Origin of the sequence: Herbaspirillum sp. 1130, from assembly GCF_017833835.1 — a bacterium.
Lineage (GTDB): Bacteria > Pseudomonadota > Gammaproteobacteria > Burkholderiales > Burkholderiaceae_D > Herbaspirillum > Herbaspirillum huttiense.
This window is the reverse complement of record NZ_JAFICQ010000004.1, coordinates 131231-147915: the sequence shown is the minus strand read 5'-3', so window position 1 is coordinate 147915 and position 16685 is coordinate 131231. Positions and strand designations below refer to the sequence as shown.

16 protein-coding genes are annotated in these 16685 nt (G+C 63.4%); 12 read left to right on the top strand and 4 right to left on the bottom strand.

Annotation, left to right across the window (positions count from 1 at the left end):
* Positions 1 to 101 precede the first annotated feature (101 nt).
* Positions 102 to 1841, bottom strand: a complete 1740-nt coding sequence (locus JOD78_RS18440) for an IlvD/Edd family dehydratase (RefSeq protein WP_121045155.1) — start codon at positions 1839 to 1841, stop codon at positions 102 to 104.
* 1025 nt (positions 1842 to 2866) lie between these two features.
* Between JOD78_RS18440 and JOD78_RS18435 the strand changes: the two genes are divergently transcribed.
* The 5 genes from JOD78_RS18435 to JOD78_RS18415 all read left to right on the top strand — a co-directional run bounded on the left by JOD78_RS18435 (position 2867) and on the right by JOD78_RS18415 (position 7862).
* A complete protein-coding gene (locus JOD78_RS18435) occupies positions 2867 to 3850 on the top strand; it encodes a tripartite tricarboxylate transporter substrate binding protein (RefSeq protein ID WP_209567300.1) in 984 nt (327 codons plus the stop codon).
* Positions 3851 to 3932: 82 nt separating this feature from the next.
* Complete coding sequence (locus JOD78_RS18430) at positions 3933 to 4466, top strand: tripartite tricarboxylate transporter TctB family protein (RefSeq protein ID WP_209567299.1); 534 nt, start codon at positions 3933 to 3935, stop codon at positions 4464 to 4466.
* A 9-nt stretch (positions 4467 to 4475) separates the two neighbouring features.
* The gene (locus tag JOD78_RS18425; protein WP_134137436.1) at positions 4476 to 5972 is read left to right on the top strand and encodes a tripartite tricarboxylate transporter permease; all 1497 of its coding nucleotides are present in this window, start codon (positions 4476 to 4478) and stop codon (positions 5970 to 5972) included.
* 46 nt (positions 5973 to 6018) lie between these two features.
* A complete protein-coding gene (locus JOD78_RS18420) occupies positions 6019 to 7080 on the top strand; it encodes an Ldh family oxidoreductase (protein WP_209567297.1) in 1062 nt (353 codons plus the stop codon).
* An 8-nt stretch (positions 7081 to 7088) separates the two neighbouring features.
* Positions 7089 to 7862, top strand: coding sequence for a FadR/GntR family transcriptional regulator (locus JOD78_RS18415; RefSeq protein WP_204725800.1), 774 nt, complete (start codon positions 7089 to 7091; stop codon positions 7860 to 7862).
* Here JOD78_RS18415 and JOD78_RS18410 read toward each other — a convergent pair.
* From JOD78_RS18410 to JOD78_RS18400, 3 genes are all read right to left on the bottom strand, one after another.
* Positions 7850 to 8407, bottom strand: a complete 558-nt coding sequence (locus JOD78_RS18410; protein WP_134137433.1) for a C40 family peptidase — start codon at positions 8405 to 8407, stop codon at positions 7850 to 7852. The two genes, JOD78_RS18415 and JOD78_RS18410, sit on opposite strands and share 13 nt — an antisense overlap.
* Positions 8408 to 8410: 3 nt before the next feature.
* Positions 8411 to 9613: an acetylornithine transaminase gene (locus JOD78_RS18405; RefSeq protein WP_034334028.1), complete on the bottom strand. Its 1203-nt coding sequence runs from the start codon at positions 9611 to 9613 to the stop codon at positions 8411 to 8413.
* Positions 9614 to 10033: 420 nt separating this feature from the next.
* Positions 10034 to 11083, bottom strand: coding sequence for a CDP-6-deoxy-delta-3,4-glucoseen reductase (locus JOD78_RS18400; protein ID WP_034334029.1), 1050 nt, complete (start codon positions 11081 to 11083; stop codon positions 10034 to 10036).
* A 36-nt stretch (positions 11084 to 11119) separates the two neighbouring features.
* Here JOD78_RS18400 and JOD78_RS18395 point away from each other — a divergent pair, with 36 nt between their 5' ends.
* The 7 genes from JOD78_RS18395 to JOD78_RS18365 all read left to right on the top strand — a co-directional run bounded on the left by JOD78_RS18395 (position 11120) and on the right by JOD78_RS18365 (position 16665).
* Complete coding sequence (locus tag JOD78_RS18395) at positions 11120 to 12010, top strand: NAD-dependent epimerase/dehydratase family protein (RefSeq protein ID WP_209567295.1); 891 nt, start codon at positions 11120 to 11122, stop codon at positions 12008 to 12010.
* Between the two features lie 215 nt (positions 12011 to 12225).
* Positions 12226 to 12999 (top strand): ABC transporter ATP-binding protein, encoded by a 774-nt coding sequence (locus JOD78_RS18390; RefSeq protein WP_121045137.1) that lies wholly within the window; start codon positions 12226 to 12228, stop codon positions 12997 to 12999.
* A complete protein-coding gene (locus JOD78_RS18385) occupies positions 12996 to 13997 on the top strand; it encodes an ABC transporter substrate-binding protein (RefSeq protein WP_121045135.1) in 1002 nt (333 codons plus the stop codon). Before JOD78_RS18390 ends, JOD78_RS18385 begins: the two co-directional genes overlap by 4 nt.
* 78 nt (positions 13998 to 14075) lie before the next feature.
* Positions 14076 to 14849 carry an ABC transporter permease gene (locus JOD78_RS18380; protein WP_088754909.1) on the top strand — a complete coding sequence of 258 codons (774 nt, stop codon included), beginning with the start codon at positions 14076 to 14078 and terminating at the stop codon, positions 14847 to 14849.
* A 13-nt stretch (positions 14850 to 14862) separates the two neighbouring features.
* Positions 14863 to 15654, top strand: a complete 792-nt coding sequence (locus tag JOD78_RS18375; RefSeq protein WP_209567293.1) for a transporter substrate-binding domain-containing protein — start codon at positions 14863 to 14865, stop codon at positions 15652 to 15654.
* Between the two features lie 233 nt (positions 15655 to 15887).
* A complete protein-coding gene (locus JOD78_RS18370; protein WP_034338578.1) occupies positions 15888 to 16157 on the top strand; it encodes a hypothetical protein in 270 nt (89 codons plus the stop codon).
* A 229-nt stretch (positions 16158 to 16386) separates the two neighbouring features.
* A complete protein-coding gene (locus JOD78_RS18365) occupies positions 16387 to 16665 on the top strand; it encodes a hypothetical protein (RefSeq protein WP_209567291.1) in 279 nt (92 codons plus the stop codon).
* Positions 16666 to 16685 lie beyond the last annotated feature (20 nt).

Here is a 16685-nt window from a genome sequence, read left to right as displayed (position 1 = left end):
GATGCCTGATGCGTTGCTGCAGGTGGAATTCGGTCAAGCCAGTTGGCTTTGAAAATTTCTCCTGCCCTTGCCGCCGTTGCTGGAGGCAAGGGCAGGCCAGTTCAGTGATTGTCCTTGGGCACGTAAGGTCCGCTCTTGCCGACCAGGAAATCAAGGTCCGCACCCTGGTTGGCCTGCTGCACGTGGTCCACATAGAGCTTGACCCAGCCGCGCTGCATCTGCGGCGGCAGCTCGGGCTTTTGCCATTGCGCACGGCGGCGCGCCAGTTCTTCATCTGACACATCCAGGTGCAGCTTGCGTGCCTCCACATCGAGTTCGATGAAGTCGCCGTTCTGCACCAGCGCCAGCGGCCCACCGGCGGCCGCTTCCGGCGAGACATGCAGCACCACGGTGCCGTAGGCGGTCCCGCTCATGCGCGCATCCGAGACGCGCACCATGTCCGTGATGCCTTTGCGCAGCACCTTCGGCGGCAGCGGCATGTTGCCCGCCTCGGCCATGCCGGGGTACCCCTTGGGACCGCAATTCTTGAGCACCAGCACGCAGGTTTCATCGACATCCAGGTTCTCGTCATCGATGCGCTTGTGCAGGTCGTCGCTGTTCTCGAACACCACGGCACGGCCGCGATGCTTGAGCAGGGCAGGGGTGGCGGCCGATGGCTTGATGACGGCGCCGTCCGGGGCCAGGTTGCCCTTGAGGATGGCGATGCCGGCCGCTTCCTTGAAGGGCTGGTCGAAGCTGCGGATGACTTCCGGATTCCAGTTCGGCGCATCCTGGCAGTTCTCCCACAGGGTCTTGCCGTTGGCGGTCAGGGCGGTCTTGTCGATCACGCTTTCCAGTTGGCGGATCACCGCCGGCAGGCCGCCCGCATAGTAGAAATCTTCCATCAGGAATTTGCCCGAAGGCTGCAGGTCCAGCAGGCAGGGCAGTTGCTGGCCGATGTCGTCCCAATCCTTCAGGTCGAGCTGGATGCCGATGCGGCCGGCAATGGCCAGCAGGTGGATCACCGCATTGGTGGAACCGCCGATGGCGGCGTTGACGCGAATGGCATTTTCAAAAGCCTGGCGGGTGAGGATCTTGGAGAGCACCAGGTCTTCGTCCACCATCTGCACGATGCGCCGGCCGGCGTTGCGGGCCAGCACGTTGCGGCGCGCATCGACGGCCGGAATGGCGGCATTGTGCGGCAGGCCCACGCCCAATGCCTCGACCATGCTGGCCATGGTGGAAGCCGTGCCCATGGTCATGCAATGTCCGTGCGAGCGATGCATGCAGCTCTCGGCTTCAAAGAATTCTTCCTGCGTCATCTTGCCGGCGCGCACGTCTTCCGACATCTGCCATACGCCCGTACCGGAACCCAGTTCACGGCCACGGTATTTGCCCGAGAGCATCGGGCCGCCGGAGACGCCGATGGTCGGCACATCCACTGAAGCCGCGCCCATCAGCAGCGCCGGCGTGGTCTTGTCGCAGCCCATGAGCAGCACTACGCCATCGAGCGGATTGGCGCGGATCGACTCTTCCACATCCATGCTGGCCAGGTTGCGGTAGAGCATGGCGGTGGGGCGCAGCAGCGTCTCGCCCAGCGACATCACGGGGAACTCCAGCGGGAAACCGCCGGCTTCCCAGATGCCGATCTTGACCTGTTCGGCCAGGGCGCGGAAGTGCGAATTGCAGGGGGTCAGTTCGGAATAGGTATTGCAGATGCCGATCACCGGACGGCCATCGAACTGGTCGTGCGGGATGCCGCGGTTCTTCACCCAGGAGCGGTAGATGAAACCATCGCGGTCCTGGCGGCCAAACCAGGCCTGGCTGCGGCGGGTGGATTTTTTCTTGGTGTCGTCAGTCATTGTCGTTTCCCTGGCAAGGTGCGTGCGCAAGCGCGCACTGCGTCCCTTGCCCTGCTTCATGCGATCCATGTGCTGCCAGCCGGATGAGGCCGGCAGTGCCGTTCAATGCTTGCTGCCTGCGCGAACCTGGTCTTTGTCAAACTCAGGCGAGAGCGCGCGCGGCGACAGGATGACTGTCGCCCTGGTCAAAGAAATAGCGGGAAAAATCAATCAGCAGGAAGGCCAGCAGGGACCCGAAAGCGGAGCAGCGATGCAAGGCGCGGCGCGCACGCACGCTGGCAGCGGTAGCGGCGCAGCGCGTTTGCGCCCGGCCAACCGGCGTCCTGCGGTTCACATGCGATGCTGTGCCTGGATAAGCCAATGGGATGTCTCCGTTGCCTGGAGCCGCCGTGGCGGCTGGGTCTGTGCCGTCCGTTCTGCCCTGCGGCCTGCCCCGTCCCCGACGGTGGCGAAGCACGCTGAAGCGACGTGACTTGTGTAATTGGCTGCGAGTCTATTGCAGCCGGATTTGTTTGGTCAAGTGGTAATACCAGATCGCGAGAAAGCTTTTTGTCAGCATTGTGAGGCTGGCTTTTTGCGTCGCCGCTGCAACATGCAGTAAAACACACAGCCCGCCTGAAAGCCAGAGCTGGCAAGGCTTTGCGACGGGGTATTAATGCTGCATGGCACCAAGGATGAATTTTTTTGTTCCATTCGATTCATCCTTGACACTGCCTGGGTGATGTGAAATTCTAGCCTCCGCTGGTCAGACCACATGACCTCTGCGCGACTCATCCCAATGCGGGGGCGCGGCCAGCAGCATGATGCAGCCTCACCGGCCCGGTCCGGATTACAAGAACAAGCAGCAAGGCATGAGACCTGCGCAACAGAGACAACACAGGAGACCAGCGGGGGAAAATCTCTTCCGCATGGCCAATCACTCCGGCGCTCCCCGCAGGTCAGAGAAGCGGTAACGAAAGTCCTTTGCCAAAGCGTTAGCCGCACCCCATTGCGCGCAATGAGCGCAGATGACAACGGAGGAGACCATGCAGTTGACCCGCAGAACCTTGTTCAAGACCATCCTGGCCGCAGGCGCGGCCTGCACTGTCCTGGCCGCCCCCGCGGCCTTTGCCGCCTGGCCCGAACGTCCGGTCACGCTGATCGTGCCCTGGGGCGCCGGCGGCGGTACCGATGCCACGGCCCGCATCATCGGCGCCTTGCTGGAGAAGGACCTGGGCCAGCCGGTCAACGTGGTCAATCGCACCGGCGGCAATGGTGCGGTGGGCCACCAGGCCATCGCCAGTGCCACGCCGGATGGCTACACCATCGGCATCGCCACGGTGGAGATTTCGATGATGCATCACCAGGGCCTGACCAAGCTGACCCCGCGCGACCTCACGCCGCTGGCGCTGATGAACTTCGACCCGGCCGCGCTGACCGTGAGCAACGATTCGCCCTACAAGAACTTCGACGACCTGTTGAAGGCCATCAAGGCCAATCCGGGCAAGCTCAAGGCGTCCGGCACCGGGCAGGGCGGCATCTGGCACCTGGGCCTGGCCGGCATGTTGAATGACCTCAAGGTCGCGCCCAATGCGGTGCGCTTCGTGCCCTCCAACGGCGCTGCGCCGGCCATGGTGGACCTGGCCGCGGGCGGGGTGGACATCGTCGCAGCCTCGCTGCCGGAAGCCCGTTCGTTGATCGACGCAGGCAAGGCCATTCCACTGGTGATCATGGCCAATGAGCCGGCGGCGCTCTATCCCAAGGTGCCCACGCTCAAGAGCCTCACCGGCAGCACCTGGACCAACGGTGCCTGGCGCGGCATCGTCGGGCCCAAGGGCCTGCCGGCCGATGTGCAGGGCAAGCTCTCGGCCAGCCTCAAGAAGATCTATGACAGCAAGGAATACAAGGACTTCATGAGCGGACGCGGCTTCGGTACGCAATATGCCGATGCCGCCGAGTTCGGCAAGTTCATGGACAAGAGCGACGAGGACATGGGCGCCATCCTCAAGACCCTGGGTATGGCCAGGTAACAGGCATGGAGCAGGCGCATTGACCGCAATCGATGCGCCTGCCTCGCTCTTCTCATCGTGCTCATCGCTTCGGGACTGTCCCATGAAAATCAATGATGCCTTGTCCGGGCTGCTGATCGCTGTCCTTGCGGTCGTGCTCTGGATCGCTTCTTCCCGCCTGCCCGCGATGGGGCAGGATATCGGGCCCAACGTATTTCCGCAGGCGCTGGCCGGCGGGCTGATGATCTGCGCCGTGCTGCTGGTGCTGCGTGGCCTGCGCGGTTTGCGGCAGGCGCGCACTGTGCGCGGTGGACCTGCTTCGCGCATTGCCACGGTGGGGGCTGATGAGCAGGACTTGCGCTGGGTCACGCTGCCTGACTGGTTCCGCAGCGGCCATGCGGTGTTTTCCTTCCTGCTGATTCCGCTGTCGCTGGTGTTCTACATCGGGGTCTCGGAACCCTTGGGATTCCTGCCGACGGCCTTCGTGCTGCTGCTGGCGCTGTTCCTGACATTCCGCACCCGCGTGATGGTGGCCCTGCCGGTGGCGATGGCCAGTGCGCTGCTGATCCACACCATCTTTTACAAACTGCTCAAGGTGCCTTTGCCCTGGGGCATCCTCACGCCCCTGGCCTGGTAAGGAGACGACATGCTTGCCAACCTCTACGCCGCACTGGCGATGGTGTTTGATCCCTACGTGCTGGCGGTGATCCTCGGGTCTTCCATCTTCGGCCTCTTCATGGGGGCGGTGCCCGGCCTGTCCGCTACCATGGCGGTAGCGTTGCTGGTACCGGTGACCTTCTTCATGCCGCCGGTGCCTGCGATCGCAGCCATGGTCTCGGCCACGGCCATGGCGATCTTCTCGGGCGACATTCCCGGCTGCCTGCTGCGCATTCCCGGCACGCCTTCGTCGGCCGCCTATACCGATGAAGCCTATGCCATGACCATGAAAGGGCAGGGCGAGATTGCGCTGGGCGCCAGCCTGGTGTTCTCGGTCATCGGCGGATTGTTCGGTACCTTCGTACTGATTTTCTCGGCACCGGCACTGGCCGAGCTGGCGCTGAAATTCTCCTCCTTCGAATATTTCTGGCTGGTGCTGCTGGGCCTGACCTGCGCCATCTTCATCGCCTCCGACAATCCCTTGAAGGGCTTCGTCTCGCTGTTCCTGGGCATGTTCATCGCCTCCGTCGGCATGGGCAATCCGGCCGGTGCACCGCGCTTCACCTTCGATCAGCCTGACCTGCTGGGCGGGGTATCGCTGGTGCCGCTGATGGTCGGGATGTTCGCCATGTCCGAGGTGCTGCGCTTCGCGGTCTCGCGCGACTTCACCATGAAGGTTGCGGAAAGCCGCGTGGGCAACGTCTTCAAAGGCATGTGGGGGCTGATGCTCAAATATCCGAAGTCGGTCTTGCGCGGCAGCGTCCTCGGTACCCTGGTCGGTGCACTGCCCGGCGCGGGCGCTGACATCGCGGCCTGGATGTCGTATGCGATGAGCAAGAAGATGTCGAAGGAGCCGGAGAAATTCGGCACCGGCCATCCGGAGGGCATCGTCGAATCGGGCGCGGCCAATAACTCGGCACTGGCCGGGGCCTGGATTCCGGCGCTGGTGTTCGGTATCCCGGGGGATTCGATCACCGCCATCGTCATCGGCGTGCTCTACATGAAGAACCTCAATCCGGGACCGATGATCTTCGTCGACAACCCGGTGTCGATGTACGCGATCTTTCTGGTCTTCATCCTGGCCAACCTGCTGATGCTGCCGCTGGGCTTCTGGTGCATCAAGATGGCCAAGCGCATCCTCTCCATCCCGCGCGGCATCCTGATGCCGCTGATCCTGCTGTTCTGTATCGTCGGCTCCTATGCGACCAACAACAGTGTCACCGACGTGGGCATCATGCTGGTGTTCGGTCTGCTGGCCTACGTGATGGAAGAGAACGGTTTCCCGGTGGCGCCGGCGGTGCTGGGCGTGGTGCTGGGCGGCATGCTGGAAGAACATTTCGTGACCTCGATGATCAAGTCCGACGGCCAGTTCCTGGCCTTCTTCGAGCGCCCCATTGCCGGCACGCTGGGCGTGATCACGCTGCTGCTGTGGTTGTTGCCGCTGGTGCTCAAGCTGGTGCGCAGGAAGCCGCTGGCCCTGGCCTGAGGTGAAAAGATTTCAATCGATGATTCAAGCAAGGAAAGGTGGTTCCATGGCAATGCCCGAACGTTTCTCCGCTGACGCCCTGTGTCAGTTCGCATCCACTCTGTTGCAGCGTGCAGGCCTGGAGGCCGACAAGGCTGACAGCGTCGCCGCCACGTTGGTCGATGGCGACCTGCTGGGCCACGACACGCACGGGCTGGCGCTGCTGGCCCCCTACGTCAAGGAACTGGAAAAGGGCAGCATGGCCAAAACCGGCCAACCCGAGGTGCTCTCGGAGCGCGCCGCCGCGCTGGCCTGGGATGGCCGCCGCCTGCCCGGGCCGTGGCTGGTGCATCAGGGCATCGATGCACTGATCCCCAAGGCGCGCGACTATGGCACCGCTTCGCTGACCATTCACCACAGCCATCACATCGCCTGCCTGGCCGCCTATCTGCTGCGTGCCACGCAAGAGGGCTTCATGATGATCCTGGCCAGCTCGGACCCTGCGGTGCAGAGCGTGGCCCCCTTCGGCGGTACGCAGGCGGTATTCACGCCCAATCCGATTGCGGCCGGCATTCCCACTTCCGGCACGCCCTTCCTGGTCGACATCTCGGCCTCCATCACCACCAACGGCATGAGCAATCGCCTGCACAAGGCCGGCAAGCAGTTCGAGGAAGAGTGGCTCATTGATGGCGCCGGCCATCCCAGCCGCGATCCGGCCGTGCTCTCGGCCACGCCGCCGGGCACCATCCTGCCATTGGGCGGGCTCTCGGCAGGGCACAAGGGCTTCGGGCTGGCCGTGCTGATCGAGGCGTTGACGGGCGGCCTGTCCGGTTTCGGGCGTGCCGATCCGGCAGCGGGCTGGGGGGCGACGGTGTTCATGTCGCTCTATGATCCGTCGGCCTTCGGCGGCGAGCAGGACTTCAAGCGCCAGATGGATCACATCGCGCAGGCCTGCCGCAGCAATCCGCCGCGCCCCGGCGTGGGCCAGGTGCGCATGCCCGGCGACCGTGGCATGCAGCGCCGCGCCGAGCAGCTGGCGCAAGGCGTGACCCTGCATCCGACCATTGCGCCCATGCTGCGTGAAGCCGGTGCCGCCTACGATCTGGAGTTTCCCGCGACCCTCGCCTGAGGACCATCATGCCCATCGAAGCGATCGAACCGCAGCGCTTGTATCGGCAGATCAGCGACCAGCTGCGCAAGCTGATCGTGGACGGAGAATTCGCCGTCGGTTCACGCCTGCCGTCCGAGCGTGAACTGTCGGTACAGCTGGGCGTGAGCCGTCCATCGTTGCGCGAAGCGCTCATTGCGCTGGAGGTGGAGGGCTACATCGAAGTGCGCATGGGCTCGGGCATTTATGTCTGTGCACCGCCCATGCAGCGCGAGTTGCGGCATGATCTGTCCGGCGAGGAAGGACCGCTGGAACTGATCCGTGCGCGCGAGATGATCGAAGGCGAAGTGGCCTATGCCGCCGTCCAGCATGGCAGCAAGCAGCAGATCGCTGCCGTCGAGGAAGCCTATGCGCTCATGATCGCGCATGCCGAAGCGGGCATCGATCCGCTGGAAGCCGATCGCCTCTTTCACATCCGCCTGGCCGAGGCCACCGGCAACAGCGTGCTGGTCGGGCTGGTGACGCAGCTCTTCGATGCCCGTCTGGGTCCGCTGTTCGAGCGCCTGCACAGCCACTTCGACGGCACCCGCGTCTGGCAGGAAGCCATCGAGGAGCACGGCCTCATCATGCAGGCCCTGCGCGAGCGCAATCCCGAGCAGGCGCGCGCGGCCATGCGGCGGCACATGGACATCGCCTTCACGCGCTACAGCGCCAATCTGATCCGGGAATACGGCAACCGCCAGCAGCAGGAGAGCGCGCCGCGCAAACGGCCCGCCCGCAAGACTTCGCTTCAGTTGAAGTAGGTGCGCGCCATTTCGAAGCGGCGCGAGAAATAGGGATTGTCCATGCGCGTGATGTGCACCTTGCCATTGGTGGAAGGTGCATGCACGAAGCGGCCATCGCCGAGATAGATGCCCACGTGCGAGAAGGGACGGTTCTGGGTGTTGAAGAACACCAGGTCGCCCGCGCGCAATTGCGAAGGATCGATCTGGCGGCCCTTGCGGGCGATGTCGGCGGCACTGCCGCTGATGCGGTAATTGGCGGCCTGGCCGAAGATGTAGCTGACCATGCCGCTGCAATCGAGACCCGCCGACGGATTCTTGCCACCGAAGCGGTAGCCGGTATCGATCAGCGAGAGCGCATAGAGCGCCACTTCATTGCCATTGTCGGTGGCCGGCAGCGCCGGTACCTGCGATTGCGGGGCACCGGGCAGCCGGGCGATGGGGGGCGCGGTCGGTGCCGTGCCGCAGGCGGCCAGCACCAGTGCCGCACATACTGCAGCCAGTGCCGACCGGGAAGAGGGCGCAGCGGCCCTGTGCGTCCATGCCATCCTTGCGCGCCCCGCCATCGCTTACTTCCCGATCTTGGCCAGGACGTCTTCCAGCATGGAGAACATCTGGTCGATCTCTTCCTTGGTCACGTTCAGGGCCGGCATGAAGCGCAGCAGGTTCGGGCGCGGCGAGTTCAGCAGCAGGCCCACCGGTTCCAGGTTGCGTGCGGCTTCGACGATCTGCGGACCGATGTCGCGGCCCAGTTGCAGGGCACGCAGCAGGCCTTCGCCACGCTCGCCTTCGAAACCATACTTCTCGGAGATTTCCAGCGAACGCTGACGCAGGTACTGGCCGCGCTCACGCACCGATTCCATGAAGCCGGGCTTGAGCAGTTCCTTGATCACGGCCACGCCCACGGCGGTCATCAGCGGGTTGCCGTTGTAGGTGCCGCCTTGTTCGCCGGCTTCGAAGCAGGCGATTTCTTCACGTGCCAGCAGGGCCGCCAGCGGCACGCCGCCGCCAATGCCCTTGGCCAGGGTCATGATGTCCGGTTCGATGCCGGAGTGCTGGTAGGCGAACAGCTGGCCGGTACGGCCCATGCCGGCCTGCACTTCGTCGACGATCAGCAGCAGGTTCTTTTCCTTGGTCAGGCGGCGCAGGCCTTGCATGAATTCCTTGGTCGCCGGGATGACGCCGCCTTCGCCCTGCACCGGCTCCAGCATCACGGCCACGGTGTGGCTGCCGATCAGCGCTTCGACGCTGGCCAGGTCATTCAGGATGGCCTTGGGGAAGCCCGGCACCTGCGGTGCGAACATGGTGTCCCAGCCATCCTTGCCGCTGGCCGACATGGTCGCCAGAGTACGGCCGTGGAAGCTGTGCTTGAAGGTGATGATCTCGAAGCGCGAGGAGCCATCGGCGGCCGGATTCTTCTTGCCCCACTTGCGGGCCAGCTTGATGGCACCTTCGTTGGCTTCGGCACCGCTGTTGGCGAAGAACACGCGGTCGAACACCGAGTTGGCCGTCAGCAGCTCGGCCAGTTCCATGGAGGGCGCGTTGTAGAAGGCCGGCGACGGGTTGATCAGCTTCTTGCTCTGCGCGTTGAGGGCATCGGCGATACATTGCGGCGAGTGGCCCAGGGTGTTGACCGCCCAGCCTTGCAGGTAGTCGAGATAGCGCTTGCCGTTGTGGTCGGTCAGCCACATGCCATGGCCTTCGGTGAAGACCAGCTCGGGGCGGTTGGTGACATACATCAGCTTGTTGGTGTCGGACTGGTTCAATTGCATCGAGAGGCTCCTGCAAGAATAGGGTGGTTGGGAGGGTGGTGCAGACCGTTGCTGACACATGAGCACTAAGCGCTAGGCGGCAGGCGCACGACAGACCCAAAATGGCGAATAAAAAAAAGCCACAGGGTTTGCCTGTGGCTTCGCGATTCGTTTCACTTCACGCGCGCAGCAGCAAACCTTTCTCAGGTTGGCTGCGGCGTCGTAAGAATGTGGCGTTGGCGATCATGCGGTGAAGTTTAGGACGTTTTGCGCAGAGCGTCAAAAAGAAATTTCCCGCCGGAGCCGCTTGCAGGCGCATCGGGCGGGCCACCGTTGCAATTTCATCGCATCTCGCCGGGCCGCGCGGCATCAGGCTTGCGCGGCATCTTCGCAAATGTGCGTGACGCCGGCATGACAGCACCGGCGCCCGCACCCGGCCCGTCAGGCGGCCGGCGTGTCCGACACGGCCTTGGCCAGGTCGGCTTCGGAAGTGAAGGAATCGGCATAGAACTCGTCTTCCGGCAGGCCGCATTCGGCGCTGAAATCGCGCTGTGCCGATTCCACCACGACCGGCGCGCCACAGGCGTAGACCTGGTGCCCCGACAGGTCGGGAAAGTCTTCCATCACGGCGCGGTGGACGAAGCCGGTGCGGCCGCTCCAGTTGTCCTCGGCCTGGGCATTCGAGACCACCGGCACGTACTTGAAGTTGGGCAGGTCCTGTTCCCACTGCTGGCACAGGGCGTTCATGTACAGGTCCTGCGGGCGGCGGCCGCCCCAGTACAGGGTCACCGGGCGCTTCGAGCCGGCATGTTCCAGTTGCTCGACGATGGCCTTGATGGGCGCAAAGCCGGTGCCGGAGGCCAGCAGGATGATGGGCTTGTCGGAATCCTCGCGCAGGAAGAAGGTACCCAGCGGGCCTTCGATGCGCAGGATGTCGCGCTCCTTCAGGGTGGTGAAGACCTGGTCGGTGAACAGGCCGCCCGGCAGGTGGCGGATGTGCAGGCTCATGTGCTCATCCTTGTGCGGGGCGGTGGCCATGCTGTAGCTGCGGCGCTTGCCGTCACGCAGCAGGAATTCCACGTACTGGCCGGCCTTGTACTGCAGGCGGTCGTTGGCCGGCAGCTGCAGCGAGAGGATGATGACGTCGTCGGCCACCTTGTCCAGCTTGGCCACGCGCACCGGCAGCTTGCGCACCGGGATCTCGCCCACGCCGGCCACTTCGCGTGCCTCGATGGTGACGTCGCTGTGCGGCTTGGCCACGCAGAACAGGGCATGGCCCAGCTGCTGCTCGTGCTCCGAGAGGGCGCGCACCTGGTGCGGACCGTGCTCGACCTCACCCGAGACCAGCTTGCCCTTGCAGGAGCCGCAAGCGCCGTTCTTGCAGCCGTAGGGCAGGCCGACACCGGCGCGGATGGCGGCCGTGAGGATGGATTCGCTGGCGTCGCAGGAGAATTGGCGACCGCTGGGCTGGACTGTGACTTGGAAACTCATACAATTCTGCTTCTGAATAAATTTGGATTGAACACCGTGAAAAAACTGGGCCTGCCCCGCGTACTGATCCTGGGCTGCGGCGATGTCGGCCTGCGGCTGGTGCCGCTGCTGCTGCCGCGCTACCGCGTACTGGCCGTGACCAGCAACCCGGACCGCCGCGCCGAACTGCGCGCTGCCGGGGCCATTCCCGTCGTGGCCGACCTGGATGCGCCCTTGACGCTGGGCCGCCTGGCGCGCCTGGCACCGACCATCGTGCATCTGGCGCCGCCGCAGTCCGAGGGCCGCATCGACCGCCGTACCCGCAATTTGGCCGCCATTTTACCCGAGGGCGCGCGCCTGGTTTATGTCAGCACGACCGGTGTCTACGGAGATTGCGCTGGCGCAAGTTTCGACGAGACCCGCAGCGTGCGTCCGCAGAACGCCCGCGCCGTGCGCCGGGTGGATGCCGAAACCGTGCTGCGCGCCTGGGCCCGGCGCCGCCAGGGCAAGCTCTCCATCCTGCGCGTGCCGGGCATTTACGCCGCCGACCGCCTGCCGCTGGAGCGCCTGCACAAGGGCCTGCCGGCGCTGGTGGCGCAGGAGGACGTGCATACCAACCACATCCACGCTGACGACCTGGCCCGCATCTGCCTGGCGGCGATGCGCTTGGGCGCGCCCAATCGCGTCTATCACGCTGTCGACGATACCGACCTCAAGATGGGCGACTACTTCGACGCCGTGGCCGATGCCGCCGGTCTTTCCCGTCCGCCGCGCCTGCCGCGCAGCGAGCTGGAACGCAGCGTCTCGCCGATGATGCTGTCCTTCATGTCGGAATCACGCCGCCTCCACAATGCGCGCATCAAGAATGAGCTGGGCGTGCGGCTGCGCTATCCCGATGTGCAGAGCCTGTTGGCCCAATGGAAGGCGCAAAGGCTGACGAAGGGCTGACGCCTTTATGCGTTTTGCCCACCTTTCTTATTCGAAATACGAATAAGCATACGATTTTTAAGTAGTTGTTTTGCATAGCCGGCCTCAGTACAGTGCATGCCTGACTCAATGGGGGAGGCTGGAGCAGCCTGTGAAGTTTCTGACCGGCGCGTGCGCCAGCACCGGCGCGCCTCTTCCGTTCCATCCATTCCACGCGCGGCCCGTCCGCGGACCACATGAAGCTATCTTTCAACAACGTCGCCAAGCGTTTCGGCGACCTGCACGTGATCGAGGAATTCACCCGCGAGATCGCCTCGGGTGAGCTGGTCGCGCTGGTCGGCCCCTCCGGCTGCGGCAAGTCGACCCTGCTGCACATGGCCGCCGGTCTGGAAAAAGCCAGCAGCGGCACCGTGTCCGCCGACGGCCAGGCCATTCGCGGACCGCATCCCGAGCGCACCCTGATGTTCCAGGAAAACGCGCTCTATCCCTGGCTGACGCTGCAGCAGAACGTGGCGCTGGCACTGGAATTCCAGAATGTCGACAAGAAGAAATCCGCCGACCAGGCCCGTGTCTGGCTGGAGAACGTCAAGCTCAAGGGTTTCGAAAATTATTATCCGCACCAGGTCTCGGGCGGCATGCGCCAGCGCGCGGCCCTGGCGCGCGCCTTCATCTCGCAGCCCAAGGCGCTGCTGCTGGACGAACCCTTCGGTGCGCTCGATGCGCTCACCCGCATGACCCTGCAGGATGCCCTGCGCGACCTGATCCGCCAGCAGGGCCCGACCGTGGTGCTGGTGACGCACGATGTGGATGAGGCGCTGTTCCTGGCTGACCGCATCTTCGTGTTCAGCCCGCGTCCGGCCAAGGTCTTGAAGGAATTCAATCTCGTGCATCACGAAAAGACGCACGACCTGTCCGAATTCGCGGCCATCCGCCGCGAAATCCTTTGCCTGCTGGGCATCCACGCCGAGCAGGACGAATTTTCCAAAAACTTAGAAGGGGTAGGAGTATGACACTCGCACGCATTCTGGCACCGGCCATCACCGCCGCTGCCCTGGTTTTCTCCGGCAACGCCCTGGCCCTGGAAAAATTCAAGATCGGCTACCTGCGCGTCATGGACGATGCCCAGGCCATGGCCGCCTATGAAGCCGGCCTCTACAAGAAGTACGGCCTGGATGTGGAACTGATCGAATTCAAGTCCGGCACCGACCTGGTCAAGGCCATCGTCGGCGGCCAGCTCGACAGCGGCGTGTTCGGCTTCTCCAATGCCGTGGCCTGGGCCTCCAAGGGCGCGGACCTGAAGGTGGTCGGCGGTGCGCAGCTGGGCTATCACGCCCTGGTGGCGCGCGAGGATTCCGGCATCAACAAGGTGGCGGACCTCAAGGGCAAAACACTCGCTTCGCAAGCCGAAGGCAGTACCGCTGACACTGTGCTCAAGGGTGTGGTGCTGCGCGATGCGGGAATAAAACCCGATGACGTCAACGTGATGGGCGTCTCGCCCCAGGTGGCGGTGCAGTCGCTGGTGGGCAAGCGCGTCGATGCGGCCTTCCTGTTCGAGCCGCAGGCGCGCATTGCGCAACTGATCGCACCGGTCAAGCAGGTCTATGAAATCGGCGAAGTCTGGCCCTTCCCCTGCATGGTCGTCATCACTTCCGGCGAGACCCTGAAGAAGAAACGCGATGCCGTCTGGAAGTCGCTGGATGCGCAACGCGACGCCATCACCCTGCTGCAGAAGAAGCCTGCCGAAGCCTCCAAGCTGATCGCCGGCTACTTCATCGCAGAACCGGTGTTGAAGACCCTGAAGCACGGCGAAGTATTGCGCGAGGACGTGATCCGCGACGCCATCAAGAGCCAGACCTTCACCCCGAAGATCAGCAAGAAGGATCAGGACCGCATGCAGGAAATCGCCGATATCCTGCAATCGCAAGGTTCGCTCAAGACCCGCGACGGCAAGCCCTTCGATGTGAATTCCATCACCGACCTGTCGTGGCAGAACGCGCGCAAGCTGTGATGCGGCACTGCGCCTGATCGATTTCCTTTTGTCTTCACCCTGGCCGGACCCTGTCCGGCCATTGTCTTTCCTGTCCTTATGAGCTCACAGCGTCGCGTTACCGGACTCCGCAAGAAACTGGCCATGCTGCTGGCCATCGTCTTCATCCTTTTGATGTGGCAGATCGCGGCCTGGTCGCTGCCGTCCTTCCTGATGCCGGGCGTGCCCGAGGTGGCCGCGCGGCTGGTGGAGGAAGTGCAGTCCGGCAGTTTCCGCACGGCCCTCTTCGGCAGTCTCTATCGCCTGGGCCTGGGCTATGGCTCGGCGCTGGTGCTGGGGATCGGATTCGGCCTGATCGGTGCGGTGCTGTTCTTCTTCCGTGAAGTGCTGAAGTCGGCCATCGTGATCCTGCAATCGATTCCCTCGATTGCCTGGGTCCCGCTGTTCCTGATCCTGATGGGCTTCGGCAACCTGCCCATCGTGGTGGTGGTGGCCATCGCCGCGTTCTTCCCGGCCGCACTCTCGGTCATGAATGCCACCGAGAGCGTGCAGCAGGTGCATGTCTCGGCGGCCCGCGTGATGGGGGCCTCGCGCCTGTCCATGCTGCGCCGGGTGTACCTGCCGGCAGTGATGCCCGAACTCATCACCGGTGCCCAGCTGGCCTTCGGCAATGCCTGGCGCGCGTTGATCTCCGCAGAAATGCTGGTCGGTTTCGGCAAGGGCCTGGGCCGCACGCTGGCCTACTCGGGCGAGACGGCCGACATGATCGGCGTGATGGCCAACATCCTCACCATCGCCATCCTGGCCGCGCTGATCGACCAGGTGATCCTGGAAAATCTCAAGCATCGCCTGCTCAAGTACCAGTACGTCTGAAGCTATGCCCGCCATGCATACCCTCGTTCGCCTCGCCTTGTTGGCGTCGGCCTGCCTGTCCTTGGGGGCCGCCCAGGCCGGCGTGCTTGATGATGCGCGCCGCAGCGACACCGTGCGCATCGGGCTGGACCACGTGCCGCCGGTCTACAAGGGCGGCATGAAATTCCGTACCCCGGAAAACATCGCCATCGTGCCGGCCGAGGATCTCGCCGTGCAATGGAAGCTCAAGGCCGACCTCCAGCCCACTACGCAGGACCGCGCCGCATTGAAGGGCGTGCGTCCTGATGTCGTGCTCACGCGCATCGATGTCGCCCAGGCGGGCGCGGCCGACGTCATCATGGTTCCGACCGGCTACAGCGCCGGTGGCATGGCCATCATGCGCACCGATACCACCATCCGCAAATGGGAAGACCTGAAAGGCCGCACCGTCTGCGTCTCCGCCGGATCGCCCTATGTCGGCACCCTCAGCGCACGCTATGCCGCCATCGAGAAAGTGATGCCGGCCCCGGCCGATTCGCTGCTGGCCGTGCGCATTGGCCAGTGCGATGCTGCCGTGCATGACGACACGCTCATGAAGGCGCTGTTGAAGCTGCCCGAATGGAAAAAGTTTTCCGCGCAACTGCCGCCGGTGACGCGCCAGGCGCTGGTGCTGCAGGTCCGCGGCAATGACCCGGCCGACCTGGCCGCCGCACGGCAACTGGCCGTGCGATGGAACGATGCGTTCTGGGACAAAGCCATCAAGAAGTGGGTCAACAATGTGGCCTTCGAGGTCTACCTCGACCAGAACGTACCGGATTGCCACTGAGGCCTCTTGCCGGCGTGGCAAGAAGTTGCCACGCCGATATCGGGAAAGCCGGATTTGTTGACGACCGCGCAAGCCGCTCCGTACCGTCCGCACAAAAATCACCCCATTTCAGGATTTTCCCTGTGGCAGAGCGCTGCAATGGGCGTAACATAGTCGGCATTCGTTCCACTGGAAGGCACATCCTGTCGCCGCCAGTCATCATTCCTCAGCCTTCGTTTCAAAGGGAGCCCATCATGGCCATGGACATTTCCTCTGCCGTCAACGGCGTCGTCTCCGACCCCAATGGCAATGCACCGACCACTGGCAAGGCCAACGATCCGGTGGCCGTGCGCCGCGCCGAAGAAGCCGCAGCCGCCTTGAAGGCCGAGCAGCGTCGCCTCGAAGAAATCCAGGCCGATGAAACCCGCGCCGAAAACGCCCGCCAGGAACGCAATCGCCGCGAGCAGGCTTCGCGCAATGCGACCGGCGAGATCATCGGCACGACCGTCAATTCGGTAGCCTGATTCCTGCCTTGCCGGTGACGTGAATTGGCCGCGCATTGGCCAATGAGCGGCCAATTCCGGATTCTTAACCTGGATTCAACAAAGCCCGCAACGCCCGGTACAAGGGCGTTGCGGGCTTTGTCGTTGGTGCGGCTAGGAGGTAGTACATGCCCTCGCCGAATAGGCGTGAAAAATCCATGTTCTTGGCATTACGATCCGAACATCTTCTTCTTTGCTATGGCTAATCGCTATGAGTGCGCGACTGCACGGTGACCTTTTAGACTTTGAAAGTATTTTGGCTCGCCACATCAAAAAAATGGATGAGGAAATCGGCGATTTTTCTGCCAATTTGTACGACTGGTCCGACGCCTTGCTAGACGATAAAGCGGTGAGCTTGATCTGTTGCGAAGATAAGCGATGCGCGGCATGCGGCAGAAATGTGCTCCTTCTATTTATGGGGCAGACTCTACATCATTCCCATACTAATCTCGGGGAGCAGATCGCAATCATCCCAATTCTGACAAAGTGACAGAAAAATCTGATTGCCAT